At 61.9% G+C, this 24097-nt stretch carries 23 protein-coding genes; 7 read left to right on the top strand and 16 right to left on the bottom strand.

Going from position 1 to position 24097, the window contains the following annotated elements:
* The first annotated feature begins 871 nt into the window (after nucleotides 1-871).
* Nucleotides 872-2212, top strand: coding sequence for a lactonase family protein (locus tag CYJ10_RS17055; RefSeq protein ID WP_101682662.1), 1341 nt, complete (start codon nucleotides 872-874; stop codon nucleotides 2210-2212).
* Nucleotides 2213-2761: 549 nt separating this feature from the next.
* Here CYJ10_RS17055 and CYJ10_RS17045 read toward each other — a convergent pair.
* From CYJ10_RS17045 to CYJ10_RS17035, 3 genes are all read right to left on the bottom strand, one after another.
* Nucleotides 2762-3709 (bottom strand): Bug family tripartite tricarboxylate transporter substrate binding protein, encoded by a 948-nt coding sequence (locus tag CYJ10_RS17045; RefSeq protein WP_257993379.1) that lies wholly within the window; start codon nucleotides 3707-3709, stop codon nucleotides 2762-2764.
* Nucleotides 3710-3836: 127 nt separating this feature from the next.
* Nucleotides 3837-4811 carry a tripartite tricarboxylate transporter substrate binding protein gene (locus CYJ10_RS17040; RefSeq protein WP_101682659.1) on the bottom strand — a complete coding sequence of 325 codons (975 nt, stop codon included), beginning with the start codon at nucleotides 4809-4811 and terminating at the stop codon, nucleotides 3837-3839.
* 34 nt (nucleotides 4812-4845) lie between these two features.
* A complete protein-coding gene (locus CYJ10_RS17035; protein ID WP_101682658.1) occupies nucleotides 4846-5604 on the bottom strand; it encodes a GntR family transcriptional regulator in 759 nt (252 codons plus the stop codon).
* Between the two features lie 101 nt (nucleotides 5605-5705).
* On the opposite strand from CYJ10_RS17035, the gene CYJ10_RS17030 reads away from it, so the two are divergent.
* Complete coding sequence (locus CYJ10_RS17030; RefSeq protein WP_101682657.1) at nucleotides 5706-6542, top strand: amidohydrolase family protein; 837 nt, start codon at nucleotides 5706-5708, stop codon at nucleotides 6540-6542.
* Nucleotides 6543-7085: 543 nt separating this feature from the next.
* Here CYJ10_RS17030 and CYJ10_RS34805 read toward each other — a convergent pair.
* On the bottom strand, nucleotides 7086-7214 hold the full coding sequence (locus CYJ10_RS34805; protein WP_257993378.1) for a hypothetical protein: 129 nt from the start codon (nucleotides 7212-7214) through the stop codon (nucleotides 7086-7088).
* Between the two features lie 165 nt (nucleotides 7215-7379).
* On the opposite strand from CYJ10_RS34805, the gene CYJ10_RS17025 reads away from it, so the two are divergent.
* Nucleotides 7380-7832 carry a PA2169 family four-helix-bundle protein gene (locus CYJ10_RS17025; RefSeq protein WP_101682656.1) on the top strand — a complete coding sequence of 151 codons (453 nt, stop codon included), beginning with the start codon at nucleotides 7380-7382 and terminating at the stop codon, nucleotides 7830-7832.
* A 51-nt stretch (nucleotides 7833-7883) separates the two neighbouring features.
* Here the strand turns inward: CYJ10_RS17025 and CYJ10_RS17020 are convergent, their stop codons facing one another.
* Complete coding sequence (locus tag CYJ10_RS17020; RefSeq protein ID WP_101682655.1) at nucleotides 7884-8378, bottom strand: LEA type 2 family protein; 495 nt, start codon at nucleotides 8376-8378, stop codon at nucleotides 7884-7886.
* A 556-nt stretch (nucleotides 8379-8934) separates the two neighbouring features.
* On the opposite strand from CYJ10_RS17020, the gene CYJ10_RS17010 reads away from it, so the two are divergent.
* Nucleotides 8935-9957, top strand: a complete 1023-nt coding sequence (locus CYJ10_RS17010) for a class I fructose-bisphosphate aldolase (RefSeq protein ID WP_101682654.1) — start codon at nucleotides 8935-8937, stop codon at nucleotides 9955-9957.
* Nucleotides 9958-10104: 147 nt separating this feature from the next.
* Nucleotides 10105-10356 (top strand): beta-propeller fold lactonase family protein, encoded by a 252-nt coding sequence (locus CYJ10_RS17005; RefSeq protein WP_101682653.1) that lies wholly within the window; start codon nucleotides 10105-10107, stop codon nucleotides 10354-10356.
* Nucleotides 10357-10789: 433 nt separating this feature from the next.
* Here CYJ10_RS17005 and CYJ10_RS17000 read toward each other — a convergent pair whose 3' ends face one another.
* The 3 genes from CYJ10_RS17000 to CYJ10_RS16990 form a co-directional block, all read right to left on the bottom strand.
* A complete protein-coding gene (locus CYJ10_RS17000; RefSeq protein WP_257993385.1) occupies nucleotides 10790-11716 on the bottom strand; it encodes a tripartite tricarboxylate transporter substrate binding protein in 927 nt (308 codons plus the stop codon).
* Between the two features lie 74 nt (nucleotides 11717-11790).
* Nucleotides 11791-12801, bottom strand: a complete 1011-nt coding sequence (locus CYJ10_RS16995; protein ID WP_101682651.1) for an NADPH:quinone oxidoreductase family protein — start codon at nucleotides 12799-12801, stop codon at nucleotides 11791-11793.
* Complete coding sequence (locus tag CYJ10_RS16990; RefSeq protein WP_257993377.1) at nucleotides 12798-14042, bottom strand: CaiB/BaiF CoA transferase family protein; 1245 nt, start codon at nucleotides 14040-14042, stop codon at nucleotides 12798-12800. The genes CYJ10_RS16995 and CYJ10_RS16990 overlap by 4 nt, the downstream gene beginning before the upstream one ends.
* 76 nt (nucleotides 14043-14118) lie before the next feature.
* On the opposite strand from CYJ10_RS16990, the gene CYJ10_RS16985 reads away from it, so the two are divergent.
* Complete coding sequence (locus CYJ10_RS16985; protein WP_101682649.1) at nucleotides 14119-15054, top strand: LysR family transcriptional regulator; 936 nt, start codon at nucleotides 14119-14121, stop codon at nucleotides 15052-15054.
* A 269-nt stretch (nucleotides 15055-15323) separates the two neighbouring features.
* Here the strand turns inward: CYJ10_RS16985 and CYJ10_RS16980 are convergent, their stop codons facing one another.
* The 8 genes from CYJ10_RS16980 to CYJ10_RS16945 form a co-directional block, all read right to left on the bottom strand.
* Nucleotides 15324-16334, bottom strand: a complete 1011-nt coding sequence (locus CYJ10_RS16980; RefSeq protein ID WP_101682648.1) for a tripartite tricarboxylate transporter substrate binding protein — start codon at nucleotides 16332-16334, stop codon at nucleotides 15324-15326.
* Between the two features lie 27 nt (nucleotides 16335-16361).
* Nucleotides 16362-17066, bottom strand: a complete 705-nt coding sequence (locus tag CYJ10_RS16975; RefSeq protein ID WP_101682647.1) for a 3-oxoacid CoA-transferase subunit B — start codon at nucleotides 17064-17066, stop codon at nucleotides 16362-16364.
* The gene (locus tag CYJ10_RS16970; RefSeq protein WP_101682646.1) at nucleotides 17056-17739 is read right to left on the bottom strand and encodes a 3-oxoacid CoA-transferase subunit A; all 684 of its coding nucleotides are present in this window, start codon (nucleotides 17737-17739) and stop codon (nucleotides 17056-17058) included. Before CYJ10_RS16970 ends, CYJ10_RS16975 begins: the two co-directional genes overlap by 11 nt.
* Nucleotides 17740-17767: 28 nt before the next feature.
* Nucleotides 17768-18754: a Bug family tripartite tricarboxylate transporter substrate binding protein gene (locus CYJ10_RS16965; protein WP_101682645.1), complete on the bottom strand. Its 987-nt coding sequence runs from the start codon at nucleotides 18752-18754 to the stop codon at nucleotides 17768-17770.
* Between the two features lie 266 nt (nucleotides 18755-19020).
* Nucleotides 19021-19347 carry an EthD family reductase gene (locus tag CYJ10_RS16960; RefSeq protein WP_101682644.1) on the bottom strand — a complete coding sequence of 109 codons (327 nt, stop codon included), beginning with the start codon at nucleotides 19345-19347 and terminating at the stop codon, nucleotides 19021-19023.
* 218 nt (nucleotides 19348-19565) lie between these two features.
* On the bottom strand, nucleotides 19566-20093 hold the full coding sequence (locus CYJ10_RS16955; RefSeq protein ID WP_101682643.1) for a GNAT family N-acetyltransferase: 528 nt from the start codon (nucleotides 20091-20093) through the stop codon (nucleotides 19566-19568).
* Nucleotides 20090-20680 carry a helix-turn-helix domain-containing protein gene (locus tag CYJ10_RS16950; RefSeq protein ID WP_101682642.1) on the bottom strand — a complete coding sequence of 197 codons (591 nt, stop codon included), beginning with the start codon at nucleotides 20678-20680 and terminating at the stop codon, nucleotides 20090-20092. The genes CYJ10_RS16955 and CYJ10_RS16950 overlap by 4 nt, the downstream gene beginning before the upstream one ends.
* Before the next feature lie 191 nt (nucleotides 20681-20871).
* Nucleotides 20872-21750: a LysR family transcriptional regulator gene (locus CYJ10_RS16945; RefSeq protein ID WP_101682641.1), complete on the bottom strand. Its 879-nt coding sequence runs from the start codon at nucleotides 21748-21750 to the stop codon at nucleotides 20872-20874.
* Here CYJ10_RS16945 and CYJ10_RS16940 point away from each other — a divergent pair.
* Nucleotides 21749-23332: an MATE family efflux transporter gene (locus CYJ10_RS16940; RefSeq protein WP_257993376.1), complete on the top strand. Its 1584-nt coding sequence runs from the start codon at nucleotides 21749-21751 to the stop codon at nucleotides 23330-23332. The two genes, CYJ10_RS16945 and CYJ10_RS16940, sit on opposite strands and share 2 nt — an antisense overlap.
* Nucleotides 23333-24097 lie beyond the last annotated feature (765 nt).

The following is a 24097-nucleotide window of genomic DNA, read 5'->3' as shown; positions in this document are numbered from 1 at the left end:
TGCGTCAACTCAACTCGTCCGATGAATGAGGGCCCCAAAGAGCGAAACGGTCGCATGAGTGCGTGGCCGGTCTCCGTCCTCGGCGCATTCAGATCCTGGCTTGTGCGGCTGCCTGCGGGAGCTGCCTTGCGGACCCATCCGCGCCATTCGGTTGCATGGAGCCGGATGACCAATGCAGGCTCGCATCTGAGGAACACATGCCTGGAAAATGAAGGGTAGAGGCTCCCGGTGCGAGGGGCTCTGCGCCGTGTATTTATCGCGCTTGAATCATCGAGACCGGTGTTCGCGCGAGGCGGGCTCGTTACTTGAGTATCGGCCGAAATCAAGCCAATGATGGACCGGCGCGAAGTAAGCCTCTTACTGGCTTAACCACGCGGGTTTCCAGGTAGTGGCGCCTCGTCTCGTAGCAAATCAGTCGCACTGCCATCGCGTGCGTACGGGAATCCCCTTCCTTTCTGCCGACAGGCGGCAACCGAAGGTCGAGGGAGGGGGGATGCCAACTGAATCCGGACACTCGATCGACGTCCTCGGAAGCTGCCGCACGCCATCCCTTCTTTCGCTAAGCGCTGAGTTCGACGGCTTCGCAGGAAACCATTTGAGTGGTCGGAAAGGCCGGTCAGTTCCCGTTGGCCGGAACGCATGGAAACCCGCGCCTCACCGGTCGCTCAAGTATCGCCAGCGCTTACCGTAAACGGACTGGTACGTTTGCATGCGCAACCCATTCATCAGGAGTTGAATCTGGAGTTCGCAGCGTACTCACCATCAGCCGTTGCATTTTCGTTGTACGGAGCAAAAGAAACGAGGTCGCCCAGGTCTCGATCCCTTTCCGGCTGCCTGACACAGCCCCAAGAGAAGAACAACAAGGAATTCCATGAACTACCTCCACCTCGCCCGGTACCTCGCCAGTCGCCGGCAAGTTGCGGCTTCCGCCTTCCTGTGTATCTTGCTTACGGCTTGCGGAGGCGACTCAGAGAATGGAGTCGCCTCAGCGAACGGAGGCGACTCACCGAGTGCGCCGACTTCCGCGGCGGAATCGTCCCATACCATCGGCGGCACGGTCAGCGGCCTGACCGGAGCAGGTCTTGTCCTGCAAGACAACGCCGGCGACGACCTCGCCGTTTCGGCCGGCGGCAGCTTTACATTTGGCACGCGGATTGCCAGTGGCAGCGGCTACGCTGTAACGGTCAAGAGCCAACCGAGCAAGCCCAGACAATTCTGTACCGTCACCAATGGCAGTGGGACGGCATCGGCGTCGGTAAACAATGTTGCTGTGACATGCGTTGCACAGAAGTTGGGCTACGTCGCCAACAACAATGACGGCACGGTTTGGATATACGCCATCAAAGCCGACGGTACTCTGACGAAAAAAAGCAGCGTAAACACGCCCAATCCGGGCCTCAGTTACCTGACCCTGGGGCCTGATGGCAAATCACTTTACGCGCTGACCGCCAGCTGGGCGTACCCGTACACGATTGCCACTGATGGTTCGCTCACCGCAAACGGCAGCAGGGTCTCAGGCGGTTCCGGCATGGCTATCGAACCCGGTGGCAAGTTCGCCTATGTTCCCTTCTCGACCTTTCTCTCGATGTACAGCATCGATGCCAACGGTACATTGACATCGAATGGCTCACTCCCTCTCAGCTCAACCAGTCACTGGATCGCGGTGGCACCAAACGGCAAGTTCGCCTACATATCCAACTATGGCGATGGCACGGTACAGCCGTACGTCATCAATGCCGACGGCACGCTCACGGCCAACGGCAGCCCGATTGCTACGGGAGCATTTCCTCAGCCCGTGACGGTCGATCCTAGTGGTAAGTTTGTCTATGTCGTCAACGGAAACGGTGCCAACCAAGTGTCGATGTTCACTATCAACACCGATGGCACACTCGCTGCCAACGGTGCCATCAGTTCAGGACTGTCCTGGCCTGGCGCTGTAGTCGTTTCCCCCGATAGCAAGTTTGCCTATATCCCCTCGGGAACCACGACCCTGCTCTACGCCATCAACCCTGATGGCACGCTTACGGCCAACGGCACCGCAGCTTCGGAGCACGGGCCAGTCACCTTCGACTCCAGTGGCAAGTTAGCCTACGTCACGGATTCCGGTAGCGACAGCGTATGGTCGTACACCGTCAACGCTGATCACACGTTCACGCGCACCGGCTCTGTCAGCACGGGACCTGGCCCCGTCGCCTTCGTTATAGCGGAGTAGAAGGGCATCTAGACATAGCTATCGCGACAAGCGATGTGCCAGGTGCAGATTATTGGCGACGGAAATGAACGTCTGCATTTGGCCGGGAAGAGCCCGATCGAGTCGGCAGCCGGCCCCCTGGCGGCGACGGGCATGCCTACCCGCGTTGCTTTCGTCTTAATTTGTCGACAACTGCAGCGGCTTGTCATATCCAAAGCAATGTACGGCTTGTGGGAAGCTACCTTGGCGTACTTCATTGCCGTAGCAATGGAGGCTTCCCGCATGAGTACGTTGACTTCGGCATAGCGTTTGACAAAACGTGGTGTGTAAGCGTCGAACGCTCCGACCATGTTTTCCGCAACCCAATGTCGCCACTGGTCTGCACCACCCCGGTAGCCGTTTCAGGGACACGACAGCCAAGCCACCATGTAGCGAAAACGAAAGAGGCGGAATCCGAACTGGCGGGGAAATTGCGTCGGGACTCGATGGGCTGTCGATACGAAAGTAGATCGAGCGCTCATTGTCACTCTGAACGCCTCTTTGGGAGACGGCCGCAAAACGTAAGACGCCCTAGTCCGGTTTGATCCCGGCGCGCGCCACGATCGGCTTCCAGCGCTGCTGCTCCGCCGCGATAAAGCGAGAGAATTCCTCTGGCGTACTGCCCGCCACGAGCGCCGCGTCAGCACTGAGCCGTTCGACCGACGCGGGGCTCTTTACCGCCTTGACGGTGACGTCCGCCAGCTTGGCGGCGGCCGGCTGTGGAAGCGACGCCGGCGCCAACAGCCCGTACCACTGCGTCATCTCGAAGCCCGGGTAGCCTTGCTCCGCCACCGTCGGCACATCTGGCAACTGTGGGATACGCTGTGCGGTGCCCGTAGCAATGCAACGCACCTTTCCCGTTTTGATGAACTGCAGGATGGCCGGCGCACCAATGGCCGCAGCATCAAGCCGCCCGGAGAGCAGATCGGTAATCTGGGGACCGCTGCCACGATATGGCACGTGAGTAATGAAGGTCCCTGTGGTCGCTTTCAGGTATTCGAAGGCGAGGTGGCCAGCGCTGCCATTGCCGGCAGAACCATAGTTGAGCTTGCCAGGTTTGTTCTTGGCCAGTGCCACGAATTCCTTGAGGTTCTTCGCGGGCACGTCGGGGTGCACGACGTACAGGCTCGGCACCTTGGACAGCAGCGAAATCGGCCGGAAGTCCTTGTTCGGGTCATACGGCAACTTCGCGAAGATGTACGGGTTGACCGCCAGCGTGCCGATATGGCCAAGGATCAGCGTGTGGTTGTCGTCGGCCCGCGCCACTTCGCCCATGGCGATATTGCCCGCGCCGCCCGGCTTGTTCTCGACGAAGACCGACACGCCCAGCAGTTTGGTGAGTTCCGCCGCGGTGGATCGCGCGACGATCTCCGAGCTGCCGCCGGGCGCGAACGGCACGACCAGGCGGATGGTCTTCGACGGCCAGGCCTGTGCGCGTGCGAGCGAGGGGACGAATGCCCCGGCGCCCAGCGCGGCCATGAGTCCAAGCAGGTGCCGGCGGTCGGCGTTATGGGTACGATCGGTGGACATGGGTCTCCTTTGATTGGAATATTTCGCGGACTTGAGTGTCCTGCGCGCCCGCTACGGGCAGACGCGGTTCCGGTGTTTATTCCGGTTTGATGTTGCCATCCTTGATGACCTTGGCCCAGAGCCTTGTCTGCGCGTCGATAAAGCTGGCAGCATCAGCCGGCGATGCCGTCGCTACCTCCCCGCCCAGCTCGGCCACGCGATGACGGATCTCCGGGCTCGCCATGACTTTCTGCAGCGCGCCCGATAGCCGGGTCACCACAGCTTCCGGCGTGGCAGCAGGCAGGAACGCGGCATTCCATTCATAGACCTCGTAGCCGGCCACTCCTGCTTCCTGCATGGTCGGCACATCGGGCAGCGCCGAAGTACGGCTGTGGCTGGTCACCGCCAACGGCCGCAGCTTGCCCGCCTTGATGTGCTGGAGGCTCGAAGCGACGTTCGCGAAGAACAGCGGCACTTGCCCGGCAATGACGTCGGTCATGGCCGGGCCGCCGCCCTTATAGGGGACATGAAGCAGGTCAACACCGCCGCGCTGTTCAAACAGCACGCCGGACAGATGCTGTGCAGACCCGTTGCCTGACGATGCGAATGCCACCGTGCCAGGCTTTTGCCGCGCCAGGGCCAACACATCCTTGACATTGGCTGCCGGGAAGGCGGGATTGGCGACCAGGACGTTGGGATAGCGCGCGAGTACGCCCACCGCGCGGAAGGCCTTGGCGGGGTCGTAGGGCAGCCGCGGATAGAGGCTCGGATTCACCGCGTAGGACGATGCATCGACCATCACGGTGTAGCCGTCGGGCGCGGCCTTTGCGACGTAAGACGCGCCGATTTGCCCGCCCGCACCGGGACGGTTTTCAACGATCACGGTTTGGCCGAGTTCGCGCCCCAGAGCGGGCGCGATGAGCCGCGCCATCAAGTCCGCGCCGCCGCCGGGCGGATACGTGACGACGATGGTCACTGGCCGCGTAGGCCATGGCGCCGCAGCATCGGCGGCGTACGCGTGAGATGAATGAACGGCCAGGCTGGCCAGCGCGAGGGGCAGCAAACAACGCATGAGGTCTCCGTCGGAAATTGGTTGGGGCGCGAGATCAGCGAATCTCGGCCGCGTAGCGGAAGGCGTAGGCATCGCCCCTCGTCAGCCGGTACTCGACGCATTGCCCCTGGATATCGAATGCCTGCCGCGTCACCAAGGCGCAGGGGTGGGATACTGGGAGCGCAAGCAGTTCCGCTTCTTCGGCATCGAGCTGGCGGAAGGTCACCTCGTCCATCGCCCGGTGTACGGTGATGCCGCAACGCTGGTTCAGCATCGGATAGAGCAAATCGCCCCACTCCGCCGTCGGGAAGTCCTGTAGCGCTGCGCAGCGTGGCAGCGGCAGCCAGAGCGACTCGAGCAGGCGCGGGTGATCAGCCACCCAGCGCCGCCGCGAAATCGCCAATCCCCGCGCGCCTGAATCCAGCGCGAATCGCGCGGCCATCGCCTTGTCCAGGCGGACGCTTCGACAGGACAGGATTTCAGAGCGCGGCACCGTCGTGAGGGGCGCCTCGGCGTCGGCCTCCGAGCGAAAGCGGAAAAAGCGCATCATGCTCGCGCCCGACAGGCCGCTGCGAACGAATGTTCCTTTCCCTTGCACCCGCTCGAGCAGTCCCTGCTGGACCAGCACGGCAATCGCCTGCCTGATTGTGCCGAGCGCAATGCCGAACTGGCTCGCGAGCGCGCTCTCGGCAGGAATGGCGCTGCCCGACGGCCATTCGCCTGCGAGAATCTTGTCCTGCAACTGTTTGGCAATCTGCCCGTAGCGGCTCATACCCGCCGCTGCAGCAGACTGGACATTGGGATTGTCTGGCATTCGGTGGCCGTGTTAGATTCATGTCCTATAGAGGACTAGAGTACCCGGTCCGGCAAACGTTGCCATATCGGGGGTAACCCGTACAGAGGAAAATGCAGCCCATGACGACTCGCCAACCGCTGGTGGATTGCCACTTCCATGTGTTCGATGCCGGGGTAGCCGTGGCATCGGCGCGTTATCGCCCGTCCTATGCGGCGCCGCTGACGGCGTGGCTCGCCATGGCGGGGACAGTGGGCGGAGCGCCGGGGGATGCATACGGCGTGGTGGTACAGACCAGCTTTCTTGGCACCGACAACTCCATGATGCTGGCCACGTTGCAGCGCATGCCGGGTCGGCTGCGTGGCGTGGCGGTACTCGATCCGTCCGTGTCCGACGCCGAACTGGCTGCGCTCGATGCAGCGGGCGTGCGAGGCATCCGCTTGAACCTCTATGGCGACGATGGCTGGCGCCGTATCGAGACTGCGCCGTGGCGCAGGCTTTTTCAACGCGTTGCGGCGTTGGGCTGGCACGTCGAAGTTCATACCAATAACGGCGAGGGCGCCAGCGTTCTATCCGCGCTCGATGCGGCGCTGGGCGACACACCGGCACCCGTCGTGCTCGATCACTTTGGTCGGCCCGGCGAGCTGTGCGTCGATGATCCGATCTTCGACGCAGCCCGTACCGTGGGTGAGCGGCGTCCGCTCTGGGTCAAGATCAGTGCGCCGTACCGGCTGTCAAATCCCGATCTATGGTCGACACTGACCACACGCTGGGCGGAGGTTGCTGGACCGGATCGACTGCTATGGGGCAGTGACTGGCCCTGGACCAACTTCGAAGGCCCGACGCGTGCCGACGAATGCCGCACAACAATGGTATGGCTCGCGCAACGGCCTCACCTTGAGGAAGGGCTGCGCTGGCGCAACGCCGCGGCACTTTACGGCTTTGTGATGGCGGACTGACGCCGGCAATTGCACAGCGGTCCGGTTGGTGTGCCCGATGTCATCTGACCCCACCGGAAGGACGGGAGCGCTCTGCCGGCGACTGTATGGCTCCGCTCAGTGCCGACGTGAGTTGCCTTGCCCCTAAAGAATGAATAGGCACGCTCGCCACTTTGATATCCCAGGCTCAGGATGGTGGTTGGCTTGACAACCGATACATGAAGCTCACGGATCGGCCAGCAGTTGCCGAATGCCACCGTCAGTACTAACCCCGTTTCATCGTGAAAAGAGTCGCCGCTGTCTGACTTGACGAAAACGGCATTGGTCACAAAGACTCTTCTTAAGTCCAGATCGGCATCTGCGCGCGCCGCAATTCGTTGAACTGCACGCTGGTGGGAATCGGTTCTTCGCGTACACGTACAGTTGGCTTTCAGTGGCAGGCCGTAGCAGTCGGCGCCCCAGCACGACTTCTTCCAACATTGGTCGAGGTAAGCCGAGTAATTCGACCACGACAAGCTCTTAAGTGGTCACTCAGTGAGGGATACGACAGCCCGCCGCCGGGATTCAGCCCGCCCGATCAGATTTGCTTGCATAAAAGGTCGTGCCGCAAAATTCGCCGGTAGGCATCAGCCGCATGGTCAGGCAATCACCGATTTCGAGCCGCCAACCCTTGTCACCAATGGCCATCTCCATGGCGCCTTCGATGACCAAGACCTGCTGAGGTAGCGTGGTTGTCAAAAACTGTGTGATTGGTCGATCGCGCTCCGCTTCTATACTGAGCTTGTGAACCTGCGAACCTCGTGCGCGGCATGTGTCCTTGCAGGCTCACATTTGCTCGATTCGCGCAAGGAGACCGCCATGACCAACGCGAAAGGACATCTTGTCTTCACCCTGAACCATCTGATCGAAGTCGGTAAAGACGGCGAACGTGTTTGCATGACCGGTGCCCGCGAAGTGGACAACGCCGAAATGCGCAGTATCCTGACCCGCACCGCTGAAACGTGCCGCAATTCTGTAACTGAGTTGCAGGCTATGGTCAGCAATCTGGGTGCGGTGCCCCGTGACCGTGGCACGATGGGTGGCACCATGCATCGCGGCTGGATGGAGGTGATGCATATCATCGCGCCGCACAACGACGATGCGGTTCTGCAGTTGTGCGAGCGCGAGGAAGAGGCCGCCAGGCGGGAGTATCGTTCGGCGCTGACGAACAACATGCCAGAAGAGGTACGATCGGTTCTGCTGCGTCACTACGAGGGCTTGCAGAAGCATCATCAAAGCATCCACGCCATGCGTGGCATGGAAGTTCACTGACGCATCATCCCCCGTGTTGCCGCTGCACGGGCACCCGGGTGAGGAGGTTCGTTACTGGCTGATCAGGCTGTATGTCGGCAGGGAAAGCGTTCCGTGGTCAGCAAAGTGCGTTCCTCCCCCCAATCCACCGGCCAACCGGCCTTGGACCTTATAAGAAACGTTGCCGGCCATCGCGCTGCCTGCCAGTGCAAAAGCTTGGCGCACAGCGGCGAACGCAGGAACGGTCATTGGCACATGGATCACTGCCTCACCGAATCGAGGTACAACCCCGGTTTGATCACTGACTCCGCTGCCAAAAGGTTGGCCGTTGACGTCCAGTTGCAGCGATACGCCGCTGTACTCGACCGGGGCGTCGTTGGGATTCTGGATCCGCAACTTCACAATGAACCGCATCTCCAGCCCTTCGCCCTCTAGCGGTTCTATACCCGCGACATTCACCCGCAGCGACACTTGACCCGGTAGCCAGGCACATCCACCCAGCCCTAGAACGATGCAAACAAAGAACCAGAAATGGCGAATAGAGCGCTTCGTGGCAGAATCCAGCATGGCGCGAACCTCGACGAAAGAGCATGCAGGTGACGATTAGTGTAGGTGATCTCACGCTGTTGAAAGAGTATGGTGAGTTGGTTGTTCCCGTGGGACATTGACGATATGAGGTCTGCAGTGAAGGTCCCTGAGCGCCTACGGAATTGGCGCCGCGCTTAGGTCCTCGATGAAAAAGAACCGACCTGTAGAAGTCTTCGATGCTGGGGAATGGGTTCGTTGGATTTCCGAAAAGAACCTGGTGCGCTGCACGCTGCTGGAAGACTCCGGCGGCATGGTGGCGACTCGATTTCGCGGCAGAAGTTTGCGATACCGCCGTGTTTATCACGCGCGTGACAAGCCAACCCGGGGCATGGCAACGAGAGTTTCGGAGCGAAATCGTTCGACCTGGCGCTGGAAAAGCACGAGCGCATTGCGCAGCGGCTGCTTCGTACGCTTTCTGACCGTTCACTTTCGCCGACTGTGTTGGACTGGCCTCCAATCGCGCCTTCGGACAGCTTGCATGATTTTGCGTCTATGCGATATTGGTTAGTCATGATCACGCATGCGGAGCAGCGTCATGGATACAGCAAGCGAGCTGCAAGCCACCGTGGAAGCCTTGGTGCAAGCTGGCAAGGGCTTGTTGGCCGCCGACGAGAGCGGACCGACAATCGCCAAGCGCTTTCAGCGTATCGGGGTGGAGTCAAATGAGGAGAGCCGCAGGGCGTGGCGCAGCCTGCTGCTGTCGACTCCAGGTCTTGGCGAGTTCATCAGCGGCGTCATCCTCTACGACGAAACACTTGGCCAGCACGCCGACGACGGCACGCCGCTGCCAGCACTTGCTGCGCGACAGGGCATCGTGCCGGGTATCAAGGTGGACAAGGGAAAGCTCGCGCTCGCCGGCGCGCCCGGAGAAGAGATCACCGAGGGCTTGGATGGTTTGGGCAAGCGACTTGCCGGCTATCGACAGCAAGGCGCACGGTTTGCCAAGTGGCGCGCTGTCTTTAACGTGTCAGACAAACTCCCTGGCCGGCTTGCTCTCGAAGCCAATGCGCAGACGCTGGCAAGCTATGCCGCCATCTGTCAGGAGGCAGGGGTCGTACCGATCGTGGAGCCGGAGGTGCTAATGGACGGTGCGCATTCCATGGAGCGGTGCGCCGAGGTTACCGAGGCCGTGCTGCACGAAGTTTTTCACGCTTTGCACCGCCATGCGGTAGTGCTTGAACATATGTTGCTGAAACCCAGCATGGTGATGCCGGGCAAGGAGGCGGGCACTGCAGCGCCAGCCGATGTTGCCGCGCAAACTGTGCGAGCGCTCAAGCGCACCGTGCCAGCGGCGGTGCCTGGTATCTTCTTTCTTTCGGGCGGCCAAACGCCAACGGAAGCCACCGCCAATCTCGATGCGATGAATCGGCTTGGCGTGTTGCCCTGGCAATTGAGTTTTTCCTATGGGCGCGCCTTGCAAGAGTCGCCCCTGCAAGCCTGGAAGGGGGAAGCTGCAAACGTAGTCCGAGCCCAGCAGGCACTGGCGCATCGCTCGAGATTGAATGGTTTGGCGTGCCTGGGCCACTACGAAGCCGGGTCTGAGACCACGGCTGTCTGAGCCGCCGAAGAGCTCTACCTCCGGCTTCCATAAAGGGATGTGCTCAGTTGCGGATGCGGCGTGGACCGGAGTGTCCGCTATGCCGTGAACGCCGTATGTCGCGGAACCGGTTGCAAAGCTGCTACGGCAGTCAACATCGATGCGGCCGTGATCGCCGCCGGCGCGAGACCGACGAATCTGATCATCGACGCCGCCGGCCGTCATCTGTACGCCATCAGCCGCGGCTCCAACGAAATCTGGCAGTTCAGGATCGCTGCCGACCGTCCGCCGATGCTTATGACGCTATTGCGCGTGCCGACTGGCATGCTCCCTGGCAAGCCGTCGTTCGACCCCACCGGCCGGTTCCTGTACGTACCGAGTGGCGCGGGCCTGGAACAGCAGCGGCCGGCAAGGGGCTGACCGCGAGATCGGATACACCCGTGCCAGTCGAATAGAGTCTTTCGCGGTCGTCCGACATCTCTGCCTGGAATGTCCGATAGTAGGGCGCGGAAAGCCAACAAACGCAGTAAGGCAGGTGGACCTGCGTCGCTGCTTCAAGTCGACTTCAACACGTTACGGGGCGCACTCGCCCAATGCAGCACAGAAGCGGCGACGCCGAGCGCAATGCCAAAGATGACGATGCCGATCCAACCGAATTCTGGCTGCACGGCAGATGCTCGCAGCCACAATGCGACAAGCGTTAGACGCGCCACGATTGGCCGGAGGGGCGTCGGTCCATGGGGGAGCGTGCCGGTTATCGCCGCATGTTATTGTCTGTTATCCCCCCCCCCGCCAAGCCCCCCACGTTCCTCCAAGCGGCGGAACGCGTATTTCTCGTTGGATTCTCCGTAGTCTATTCGTCAGCCTTCGCGCCTGACTGACGCACAATCTCAGCCCACTTTTTGCCTTCGGAGGCGTTGTACCGTGCAAAGTCGGCCGGGGAGGAGCCGATCGGCTCGGCGCCCATGTCGGCATACTGCTGGCGCACGTCCGGACGTTTTAGCGCGGCGGCCGCATGTGCGGCCAGCTTTTCGACCACCGCGGGGGGCGTGCCACGCGGTGCCCACAGACCATACCAAGTGCTAATGTCGAAGCCTGGCAGCCCGGATTCGGCAACGGTAGGGACGTCAGGCAAGGCGCTAGCGCGGCGCGCGGTCGTCACTGCCACGGCACGAAGCTTGCCGGCCTTGATGAAGGGCATTGCCGAAGGCATCGAATCAAACATCAACTGGATCTGTCCGCCCATCAGGTCGGTCAACGCCGGCGCGCTGCCCTTGTATGGCACATGCTGCATCGGGACCTTGGCCGCCAGCTTGAAGGATTCGCCGGCCAGTTGCTGTGCCGAGGCGTTGCCCGCCGAGCCAAAATTGAGCGAACCACCCTGGCGCTTGGCATACGAGATCAGGTCCTGCACGGTCCTGACTGGCGAATCGTTATTGACCACAAGTACCAGCGGCACGTCGGCCAGTTGCGTGATGGGAACGAAGTCCTTGAACGCGTCGTAGCGCATCTTGGAATAGATGCTAGGGTTGATCACGTGTAACGAGGCGTTAGCCAGGATCGTGTAGCCATCTGGCGCGGCGCGCGCGACGGCTTCAGCACCAATCATGCCGCTTGCACCTGGCTTGTTGTCGACGACCACACTCTGGCGCAGGCTCTCGCCCATCTTGACGGCCACCACGCGTGCGAGCAGGTCAGTCGGTCCACCGGCGGGATAAGGCAGCACCAGGCGCACGGGATGCTGTGGGAACTCCTGCGCTGAGACCCCGGGGGACAACATGACGATGGCAGTTCCTGCCAACGCCAGGGCCGTGCGCAGCCGTGGCCACGCAGGTGTTTTTGTCGATGAAATGTTCACGTCTCTGTCTCCTTGATTTTTATTGCTACCTTGCCAACAACCTTGCGAGATTCCAGCGCGGCGAGGGCATCGCCCAGGCCGGTGAGCGGATAGACTGCGGATACGGTCGGTTCGAGCTTGCCTTCCGCGGCCCATTGGAACAGGGTGGACATGACATGCTGCAACGCCGCCGCATGCTCGGCGCGCTCGTTGGATGGCGTCCAGCCGATATAACGGCCAAAGAAGAATCCATGCAGCGTCAGATTCTTGACCAGAAGCAGGTTGACGGGGGCTTGCGGAATGGAGCCGCTGGCAAAGCCAATGCTGAGGATGCGAGCGTTAGGCGCCGCCGCACGTAGCGCTTGTCCAAACAGGTCGCCGCCGACCGGGTCCACCACCACATCCGCGCCGCGGCCGTCAGTGAGCGCCTTGACGGATGCCGCGAGGTCCTCAGGCGCCACCGCATGCGTGGCGCCGCGGCGCAGCGCGTCCGCGCGCTTGGCCTCCGTGCTGGCACAGGCAATGACGGTGGCGCCGAGCTGACGGGCAATTTCCACCGCTGCGAGGCCAACCCCGGCGCCGGCGCCGAGCACCAGCACCGTGTCTTCCGGGCGCAGCCCGCAACGCCAGACCAATCCGCAATATGCGGTTCCATAGGACAGGGGGATCGGTAGGGCCGAGGTTGGCGGCAGCGAATCCGGTACTGGGTAGACGGTGTACTCGGGAACGGTAAGGCGCTCCGCGTAGCCGCCCCAGTCGGCGATCGCAACCACGCGGTCGCCGGGGTGCAGCCGCGTGACTGCATCGCCGCAGGCCACCACACGTCCCACTGCCTCGGTGCCTGGCACGAACGGAAGCGGCGGACGCCGTTGGTACTGACCGGCAATCATCAAGCCGGTCGCGTGACTGACGCTGGCCAATTCCACGGCAATCGTGACCGCGTGCGGGTCAGTCAGCTCAGGTTCGGGCAGGCTCGCGAGTTCCACGTCCTCAACGCTGCCAAATTGCTTGCACACTAGCGCTTTCATTTCGCCCCCGCCGTCCCTGGCCTGGCCGCCTGTCGCACGACACCTTGCCGCAGCCATTGGTCGATGACCTGGCTGGTGAAGCCGGCTTCCTGCAGCAGTTGCACGGTATGTTCGCCGTTGTCAGGCGCGGGACCTGCGGGACGGCGCATGCCCGCGGCGGGGATGCCGGCAAAGGGCAGAGGCCCCAGCCCGGGCTGCTCGATTGTCTGGAACGTGTGTCGATGCGAAGCCTGCGGGTGCTGCAGCACGTCGGCATAGCTGCGCACCGGCGCATGAAGTACGTCGTGACCGCTCAGGCGTTCCTGCCACTCGGCAGTCGAGCGCGTGGCAATGATCCGCGCCACCTGTTGGTTGAGAAGCGCTGCGTGCTCCATGCGAGAGGCATTGCCGCCAAAACGCGGGTCATCCAGCCAATCGACACGGTCAAGTGCGTGGCAGAGTTTGGCGAACTGCGCATCGTTCAGGGCAAGCAGCGTCACGCTGCCGTCACGGGTGGCATAGACCCCGTTGGGCGCGCTAACGGGGCCGGCAGCGGCTGGCCCGGCGATTGCATACTCGAGGAGATTGTTGGCCTGCAGCGCGCAGCAGGCGTCGAAGAGATTCAGCTCGACATGGCTGCCGCGCCCGGTGCGATACCGCCGGCACAATGCGGCGGCGCAGGCCTGGGCCGCGTAGAGGCCGGTGGCGGCGTCGGCCAGCAGCATGCCAATACGCCGCGGCGTACCGTCAACGCCCCGGTTTGCGAACATGAGCCCGGTGTCGGCCTGCATCACGGAATCCGATGCCGGGTAGTCGGCGTAGGGACCATCCGGTCCGTAACCGCTGATCGAAACATAGACCAGTTCCGGCCGTTGCGCTGCCAGCGCAGCATGGCCCACGCCCAGTCGCTCCGCCACCTGAGGCCGGAAATTCTGCACCACGACGTCCGCCTGCAGCGCCAAGTCCAGCAGTAGTTCCTTCCCCACGTCGGTAGTAGCGTCCAGGCAAATGCTGCGCTTGCCCGCGTTGTAGGCGATGCTCAGCGCGCTGGTGTCGCCATGCACGACCCCGACCTTGCGACCCCAGTCGCCGGCCGGCGGCTCGACCTTGACGATTTCCGCGCCTTGTTGCCAAAGGATGTGCGCGCAGTACGGGCCGGCAATGCCCTGGCTGATGTCCAGCACGCGCAGGCCGGCAAAAGGCAGCTCCTCGTGGGTTGGATTGGTGTCGTGCGAGGTGTCTGGCATGGGGTAACTCAGCATGGTTTGGCTCGTTGCCTATGCTAGGGTTACGCTTCCGCCGAAACAATCCATCGATTTGTGCCAGTGGTGTTGACTCGTGATTGACAATAACTTCGACCTCAACCTGATGCGGCTGTTCGTGACAATGGTGGAATCGCGCACGTTGACCGCGGCCGCCGAGCGCAGCGGCATGACGCGGTCCAATGTGTCGCGCCGCCTGAAGGTGCTAGAGCAGCACCTCGGCGCGCAATTGATGCGCAGGACGACCCGGCACGTTGAGCTGACGGAGGCGGGGCAACTCCTCTATGCCCACGCGTTGCGCATGCTCGATGAACTGCAATCGGCCGGCACCGCGATTGACAGTCTTGGCACGGTGGTGCGCGGCGACGTGCGCATCCGCTTGCCCACGGGTCTAGGTCATCTCTATCTGACGCCCTTGCTGCTGGAGTTCGCCCGCGTCTATCCGCAGATATCGCTGCGCGTGGCGATCAACGACAACATCGGTGATCTGATTTCTGCGGAAGTCGATATGGCATTGAAGATTACCTCGCAGCCGCCGGATGATCATGTGGCACGCCGCATCTGCGGCGTCGGCTGGTGCCTGTGCGCGACGCCATCGTTTCTGGACGGTCATGGCCCAATCCTGAGCGTGGCTGACCTTGAGCGCTGCGACATGATTGCACCGGCATCGCTGGGCCGTCGCTTCACGCTCAAGGTCTGGATGGCGGGCACGCCGATGACATTGCGCGTGTCGCCCAGAATTCAGTCCGGTGACTATCCGTTTCTGCTCGAGTCCATGATGGCGGGCCTTGGCGTGGCGCTGTTGCCGCGCTATGCCGTGTGGCGGCAGCTTCAGACGGGTCAGGTCCACGAGGTTCTTGCGGAATGCGAGGCGGAGGGGGTGGGCGATAGTGTTTACATGCTGACTGCGCCGAGCCGCTATCCAACCCTCGCGACGCGCACGCTAATGGACTACATCCGCGTGCACCTGGAGCGGCAGGCCGAAAGCTGGCGCCGGACGCCGGCTTACTAGTGGCGCCAGTCTATCGCTGGCTCAGGGCGACCCTTCTCGGTTGTCCGGCGTCCCCGCCATGAATTGGCGGCGCCGAAACATCGGATGAAATCGATCGCGCAGAAAAGGCAGGTTGATTTCAACATGCTTCACGGGCTACTTGCCCAATGCAGCAGCGCAGCGGCGACGCGTCTGGTTGGATACGCGCCCTGTCTGTATGCCAATATCGTTCGCAGACCAGTGACCGGCCAGTAGGCCGGCCGGGTCCTGCGCGGCAGATGCCAACCCGGTTACTCCAGCTTGACCCCCGCGTTGGTTACCACCTTGTTCCACCGCACGAGCTCCGCATCGATATGCGCGCCGAGCGCCGCCGGCGTCGAGCCCACGGGCTCATAGCCATTGGCCGCGATCTGCGCGCGCAGTTCGGGTTGGGCCAGCACGGCGGCAATCTCGGTGCTGAGCTTATCGACGATGTCGCGCGGCGTACCGGCCGGCGCCAGGATGGCGTACCACCCGTTGATATCGAAGCCGGGTACGCCGGCTTCGGCCAGTGTGGGTACGTCGGGCGCCATGGCCGCACGTTTGGCGCTGGTCACGGCCAGCGCGCGCATCTTGCCCGCGCGGATTTGCGGCATCGACGTTGAAATGCTGTCGAACGTCAGCTGGATATCGCCCGCCAGCATGGCATTGACTACTTGCGCGCTGCCCTTATAGGGCACATGGGTCATCTTCACACCCGTCATCGAATCGAACAGTTCACCGGCCAGGTGTCCTGTATTGCCATTGCCGGCTGAGCCGAACGTGATCTTGCCGGGCGCCGCTTTGGCCTGCGCAATCAGATCGGCCACGTTTCGTGCCTGCAATGACGCGCTGCCGGCCAGGATAAGCGGCAGGTTGGCCACCAGCGAGACCGGCGCGAAATCTTTGCGCGTGTCGTATGGCAGCTTCGGATACAAGCTGGGATTGATGGCGTGCGCGGCCAGTACCATGATCAGTGTATAGCCGTCTGGTTTGCTACGCGCCAGTGCTTGCGAGGCAATCGTGCCGCCGGCACCGGGTCGGTAGTCGAGCACGATCGGCTGCCCAAGGCGCTCTTGCAGCTTCGCGCCCAGAGGGCGCGCCAGCAGGTCGGCACTGCCGCCTGGCGGATAGGGAATCAGGAGCTGGATCGGCTTGACCGGCCATGCGTCGGCAGCGTGTGCGATACGTGGTGCGGCCACTGCCACCGTAACAGCAGCTAGCAGCGCGCCCAGCATGATTGCCGCTGTGGTGCGCGGCTTGCCAATGGTCCTTGTTGTCATGGTGTCTCCCCTTGGTGCGCGGCCGTTTCAGCGGCCCGTGCGCAGCACGCGATGATCGTTGGCCAGCGTCAATGGCGCCGCCGACAATGCCTGAACCGTCTCGAACGAAACGCCCTCGACCATTCCGGTTACCATCAGGCCGCCACCGGGCTGCACGTCGATCACGGCCAGGTCCGTGTAGATGCGATCCACCACGCCCGTTCCGGTCAGCGGATAGCTACAGTCCGCCACGATCTTCGGTTGTCCGTCACGGGTCACGTGTTCCATCATCACGAACAGCTTCACTGCGCCAACGACAAGGTCCATCGCACCGCCCACGGCGGGAATGGCATCGGGCTCGCCCGTCGACCAGTTGGCGAGGTCGCCGCCGGCCGATACCTGGAAGCCGCCCAGAACCGTGATGTCGATATGGCCGCCGCGCATCATCGTGAACGAGACCGCGTGGTCGGAGATCGAGGCGCCAGCCAGCAGGCCGACCGGCTCCTTGCTGGCGTTGATCAAGTCGGGGTCGGTTGCGCCGTCGCGAATGACCGGGCCCATGCCGAGGATGCCGTTCTCGCTGTGCAGCACGATTTCGCGATCGGCGGGCAACTGGTCAGACACCAGCGTGGGCATGCCGATGCCAAGGTTGACCACGCTCCCATCGGGAATGTCGTGCGCAACGATGCGCGCGATCTGCATGCGCGACAGGCGCGGCAGGGCATCGGCACGAATGGAGGTGTCATGCGGCATGGTGAACTCCCGGGTTGGCCAGCACCACCGCCTGGACGAAGATGCCAGGCGTCATCACGTGCTGAGGCGGCATCTCGCCCAACGGAACGATATCGTCCACCTGGACGATGGTGTGGCGTGCGGCCGTGCACATCACCGGCCCGAAATTGCGGCCCGCGTAGCGATAGGTCAGGTTGCCCCACCGATCGGCGCGATGCGCCTTGACCAGCGCGAAGTCGCCGTGCAGCGGTTGTTCCAGCACGTAGCCAGTGCCGTCGATCACGCGGGTCTCCTTGCCCTCGGCCAGCGCCGTGCCGTAGGCGGTGGGCGTGAAGAAGGGGCCTAACCCGGCACCCGCGGCACGCATGCGTTCCACCAGCGTGCCCTGCGGCACGCATTCCAGCGCCACCTTGCCCGCGCGATACGCGTCGATGAAGGCCTCGGCATTGTTCGAGCGGGGATGCGAGCAGATGACCTTGCGCACGCGGCCGGCGCGAATCAGCGCGGCAATGCCAGTGTCCCCGTTGCCGGCATTGTTGTTGACGATGGTGAGGTCGCGCGCACCGTGCGCGAGCAGGGCATCGAGCAGGGCGCCGGGAATGCCGGAGCCGCCGAAGCCGCTGACCAGCACCGTGGCGCCATCGCCAATGGCTGCCACTGCCGCTTCCAGCGACGGGACGATCTTGTCGATCATGAAATCTCCTGAGGCTGCTGTTGGCGGCTTATTGCTGCGGAATGCCGGTGTCCTTGACCACGCGCGCCCAGCGTTGGCGTTCCTGGTCAATGAACTGGCCGAAGTGCTCCGGCGTGTCGCCGCCCGCCTGACCGCCCAGTTCGGCCAGGCGCGACTTGACCTGCGGATCGGCGAGTGCGGTCGCTGCAGCCTTTTGCAAGTTGGCAATCAGGGCCGGCGGTGTGCCGGCACGGGCGACCAGCCCAAACCATGCGGTGACCTGGAAGTCGTCGAAGCCCGCTTCCTTCATGGTGGGCACGTCGGGCAACTCGGCCACGCGCGCGGCGCTGGTTACTGCCAACGCACGCAGCTTGCCGGCCTGGATCTGCGGCAGGGAGCTGGGTAGGTTATCGACCATCATGGTCACCTGGCCCGCCACCAGATCCGCCACAGCGGGTGCCGCGCCTTTATAGGGCACGTGGATGACATCGATACCGGCGCGTTTTCGGAACAGCTCGCCAGAAAGATGCACGGACTGGCCCGTCCCGGACGACCCGAATGACAACTGGCCGGGCTGGGATTTGGCCAGGGTCACCAGTTCCGCCACGTTGTGCGCAGGCACCTTGGCGTTGACGACCAGTACATTGGGCACCGATACCACCAGGGTAATCGGCGCAAAATCCTGCGGCTTGTATGGCAGTTGCCGGTAGAGGGCGTAGTTAATGGCGTTTGGGCCGATATTGCCCATCATGATGGTGTAGCCGTCGGCGGGCGCCTGCAGCAGTGCCTGTGATCCGATAATGCCCGCGCCGCCGGCGCGGTTGTCCACCACAATGGGCTGGCCCAGGATCTCGCTCATGCGCTTGCCGACGAGCCGCGCCGCGATATCGGTGGTACCACCCGCCGCTGTGGGCACGATCAGCCGGATGGGCCGGTCGGGCCAGGCCGCCTGCGCGCTTCCCGCCATGCCGAACGAGAAAACCGTGGCCGCAATCCATGCGGCCGCCAGACGGGGTATACCCATCGTCTTGGTCATTCATGTCTCCTTGTGCGGCGCTGGCCCGCCTGGTTGCGGTGGCGCTTGTCGTCGTTGTTTTAACGTTGTGATGCGTGACCTACGATAGGCCCGTGCCCCGGACAAAGGAATTCATGATTCACAAAACTGGGCTTCGGGTTCGTGGAAGGCGGTGCGCGCGATGGGGGGCAGGGATGGCCAAAGGCGGACTCCAGGGTCCTGAAGCCGTCCAGATACAGGCTTATCGAGTCCAAAGCCCGGGTCTCGTCAGACTCGATACTGTGCGTTCAACGATCCGACCGTTCGACGACGACCTCGCTGACCTGGACGACCGGCGTGATGTCGGTGTAGTTGGCGATGTCGCCCAGGATCTCGGCGCCGTGTTCCTGCATGGCGGCCTGGAAGCCTTCGGCGGAATCACAGATGAACGCGCACATCGCAACGAAGGCGGGAGGTGCACCTGGCGCTCCGCCGGCGAGGCCTTTTTCGACGGTGTAGTAGGCGCAGGCACTGCCCAGCCTCGCCTTCACCATCGGCATGTGCCGGTCGCGGTAGTAGGCGTGGTCGAAGCGTGCGCCTTCAGCATACGGATACATCACGCTGACTTTGATCATGGGTTCTCCTTACTTTGCACTGACTGAGATATCGGGCGGTAGAACGCAATGGCTGGCGTGTTCGGGTCGCATGCGTACTCCGGCGGTGTAGCGGTAAGTTGAAGAGAAGCGCGGCGATACTCGGCGAGCATACCTCAAGGGCAGCTTTGGGCCGAAGAGGGCCGAACGGGCTGAATCCCCTGCGTGTCAACGGGGATGAGAAAAACGGGGCCAACCGATCAAATCTGCTTGCAATAGAACGTCGTTCCGCAAAGCTCGCCGGTAGGCATCAACGCATAGTTCGGAACGTCCCCCACACGGTGCCAGCCTACACGCTGATACAACCGTTCTGCAGCCCCCCCGGTGACGGTATCGAGGACGAGAACGGTTTTGCCTTCCTGTCGCGCGGCAACCTCGGCGGCGACCATCAGTCGCTGCGCGACGCCGTTTCGCCGGGCGCGGCGGTGTACGAGCATCTTGGCGATATCGGCGCGATGCGGTTGGTTCTCCGGTTGTGCGGTGATGACCTGCACCGTACCGACAATCTGTCCTGCCTCATCCTCAGCGACGAGCAAGACGCGCCCGCCATGTACCACGTCAGCGGCGACATTGCGCCAGAACGCGGCCGCTTTCTCCCGTCCGATTGGCAGCATGAAGCTTACCGACGCGCCGTCTTCTACGCAGTCAATGAGCACATCCGTGAGTCCCTCCACACAAGCGTAAGCGTCGTCTGCACCGACGCGCCGCACGGTTACATTGCCACTCATCCATTTCCCCTGGGGTTGTTGGTCGACATATTCGCGAGTGCCACGAGATAGCGCGCGGGCTTTCTGGTTGGATTACGAAACGTGATCGGTGCGTCCAGGCGCATGGTCAGGCAATCACCGATTTCGAGCTGCCAGCTCTTGGCGCCGATGGTCATTTCCATGCTTCCTTCGATGATCCAGACCTGCTGATGCACCTCTGTCTCCCGCGCCCCTGTCTCATACGTGACGCGCTGCCCTGCGGGAAAGCTGACCTCGACGAGTTGGATCGGGGACGGCGCGGTGGACGACAGGTTGCGACGGACGTACCCCGACGCCGGATCGATCCAGACGACCTGCTCGCCGGCGCGCGACATTGGCGACGGATCCGTGGTTTCCTCGGCTTGCTGCTCGAACAGTGAGGCGAGCGTGACGTTCAATGCGGCGGAGAGTTTGTCTAGAACCGAAGCAGTGGGGCTACTCTGGCCGCGCTCGATCAGGGAAATGGCGGAGCGGCTGACTTTGCTGCGTTCAGCCAGCGCGTCGAGCGACCAGCCTTGCGCATCGCGAAGCTCTTTCACGCGGCGAGCGATGATCGTGTTGATATCCATCCGTCTAGTTTAATAGATACTATTTCTCGTAAACTAGAATAGGTGCGCAGGCTTGTCAAGTTGCCCGCGCAACCCTGGTTCTCAGGGCCAGCGGCAGAAGCAACCGGCCTGCGTCTCCGATCTGTGAGCGTGGTCTTGTTGGCGAAAGTGGCAACCCATCTCAGCCGTTGGGATTACTTCGAAGCGGACATTCAATCGGTATCCCGAACTTCGGCCTCCATCCATTCACAGAAACGTCGCGCCACTCTCGAGTCCGACCGTCGTTGATAGCGATATTCACCAATCTTGATGGCCTCGAATCCGGGAAGGGCTACCAGAATGCCTGCGCGACATTCTTTGCGGGTAAGAATCGGCGGCGCCAGCACCACGCCGAGCCCGGCGACACAAGCTTGAAGCGCCGCATCATCCGTATCGAACGTATGTGCGAAGTGAAGATCCGTCAATGAAATGCCGAAGTTGCTGCCCCAGCACGCCCAGTCCCAGTTTCCAGTTGCGCGTTGAATCGCAGGCAGATCGAAAATAGAGAGCTTCTTTCGCCGGGAGCCTGGGGAGAGCACGTGCGGCGAAACCACCGGGCGGCTTGTATCGGGCGCAAGCAAACTCCAGCCGTCGGTCGCCACGCCCTCCCGGAAGTAACGTACCTCGACGTCACAGAATGAGGTATCGAGAGCCCCCCTTGCCGGACCGGTTTCCACCCGTACGCGCGCTTTGGGACATAACGCTCTAAAGCGGTCAAGCGACGGAATCAGCCAACGCACTGCGAGGGAAGTCGAGGCTTGTACGCTGATTTCAGATTCGTCACGGCGCAGGGCATCCGTCGAGCGCTCGATAAGGGCGATTGCCGGGCCAACTTCGTCATAGAAACGGCGTCCTGCCTCGTTGAGGGAGACCGTGTTGCTTCCACGGCGCAGCAGCGTGATCCCCAACTCATCTTCAAGCTTTTTGAGTTGATGGCTCACTGCGCTGGAAGTCACGCACAGCTCGTCCGCGGCGGCAGTAAGGCTCCCCCTACGTGCCACGGTTGCGAATACCCGAATCGCATTGAGAGAGACACGGAGCGCGCTCGGCATGAATTTTCCTCAAGGTGCCGTCGAAATAAGCATGCAGGTGTTTTCGGGTATTCCGACCAGAATGTCAAATAATTTGCCGGAAATCGCAAGATTCCCGCATCGGTGCCTTGGTTTCTCGGATATGCACACCGATAGATTTTCTCACAATGGCCGTCAGTTGCCAGCAACCGCCCGCATGATTCGCCTGCCTCCTCAGTATCGGAATCTGATTGCGCTTTCCGCGCCGATTACTGGCATCCAGCTTGCGCAAATCGCGTTGACGACCGTCGATCTCATGATGATGGCACCGCTCGGCATGGACGCCCTGGCAGCGGGCGGCTTGGCTATGCTGCTCTACAACCAGTGCCGCACCATGTGCGTCGGGCTGGTAACGGGACTGGGCAATCTCGTCGCCGCCTCGATTGGGAGGGGGGAATCACGCATATTGGATGGAGTGCCCGATGCGCCTATTCAAGAAGAGATTCGCGACCTCGTGCGATCCGCGCTTTTTCTCGGCACGTTGGCCGCGCTAATTTCAGGCAGCCTGCTTGCTGCGTCGGGCTATGGACTGGCATTCCTTGGTCAGGATGCAGCCGTGATCGCACTCGCCAGGCCGACCATGATTGCACTTGCACCAGGCCTCTTGCCGATGGTCTGGCTCAACGTCCTGCGGCAGTTTGCTGTAGGCATGCGCCGGCCGGGGTCCCTGTTAGGGGTGACGGTAGCCTCCGTCGCCGTGAATGCACTGTTAAACGCAGTCTTTATCCATGGCTGGCTAGGCATGCCGAGGCTGGGATTGACGGGCGTGGCTCTGTCAACAACCTTGGTACAGGCGTGGACCTTCACCGTCTATTTTCGCGCCGTCAATCGCGACGAAGCCTTCAACAATTTCCTCTCCATTGCCGTATGGCGGGCTCAGCGCGGCACTGTTCTCAAATTGGCTAGGATGGGAACACCAATTTCGCTGACGTACGGACTTGAAGCAGCAGTGATGTCACTCGCGTCTGTCTTGATGGGCAATTGCGGCCCGGCCTTACTGGCGGCCTCCAACGTCGTCAACCAATTAACCAAAGTCGTCTACCAACTTAATGTGGGCCTTTCTCATGGATCGTCGATCCTGGTGAGTCGAGCCATTGGGCAAGGCCAAAGCGGCGAAATTAGGGGCATCGCGCGCGCGGCCCTCGTAACCTGCTCCGTTCCGATGGCTATTATCGGCTTGGCCTACTTGCTCTTTCCTTCGATCGTTCTCTCGCCGTTCCTCGCAGGGACGCACGCGGATGCGGCTGTCTTCGCCGCAGCAAGCACTCTGCTCTGGTTTGGCGTCGTCAACCAGTTCCTGTCCGGCTTTCAAAATATCTTCGTGGGCCTTCTGCGTGGCCTCGGGAATACCGCTGCAGGGCTGACCAGCACGCTGATCGGACATGGGGCCATAGGCCTGCCTGCCATGATACTTTGCAGCAGTGGACTCGGCTTGGGCGGCGCAGGCGTGTGGTTGGGAATATGCACTTCCTTTGGAGCGACGAGTGTTCTGCTATGGCGGCGCTTCTCGACCGAGCTAAGACAGTTGTCGCACAATTGTCGAACGCTAGGCTCTGTGCCATGAACAGGGCCGCGGGAGGGCCGGCTACCTTCTGGGTAGAAAAACATAACCGTAGAGAACCGAGACTGAAATGGAAGGTGTTGGCGAGCGTCCGTTTCTGGCCGGTCTCGGGCTCCCGCGGACCGGGCCGATCGACGGCCGCTATCCTAGCGAACGCCGCCTGAATCCATCGAAATCGATCCTGAGTGCACATTCGGTGTCGTACTGCATACGGCGATCACCCAGGACCGATTCGACAATCAGTGCAGATAGCGCAATCACGGTAGTAGTAGGCGTGGTCGAAGCGCGCGCCTTCGGTGTATGGATACATCACGTTGACCTTGATCATGGAGTTCTCCTTACATTGCACTGACTGAGATTTCGGGCGGTGGAACGCTGTTTATGCATGCGAGCGGCTCCATGGCTGGCTCGTGTTCACAGCACCTCCGCTTCCCACACAAGATAGTGTTGCATCGAACAATTGAATCCACGATGCGTTTCTGATACTTAGAAAACGTGCACGCTTAACTGTTCCAGGTTGCTATTTTGCACAGAAAATCCTCAGGTACGCTGCTCGCAAGCGGGGTGCGGATGCGTGCGGGTACAACTACACGACCGGCTAAATAACGCCACTGACCTCCGGGGATCGCGATAACTGTCCAGTCCGATCCCTGTCCCTCGTTTAGGGGACATACTGCTTTGCCCCATTCTGTTAGCGTAAGCGCCCTGATCAGGTCCGGAAGCACAAGCCTTGCCGTAGAAGCGAGGTTGCGGGAGAAAACGGGTGCA

Origin of the sequence: Cupriavidus pauculus (assembly GCF_002858765.1) — a bacterium.
Taxonomy (GTDB): Bacteria; Pseudomonadota; Gammaproteobacteria; order Burkholderiales; family Burkholderiaceae; genus Cupriavidus; species Cupriavidus pauculus_B.
Note: the sequence above shows the minus strand (reverse complement) of the source record. Positions and strands in the feature narration are given on the sequence as shown.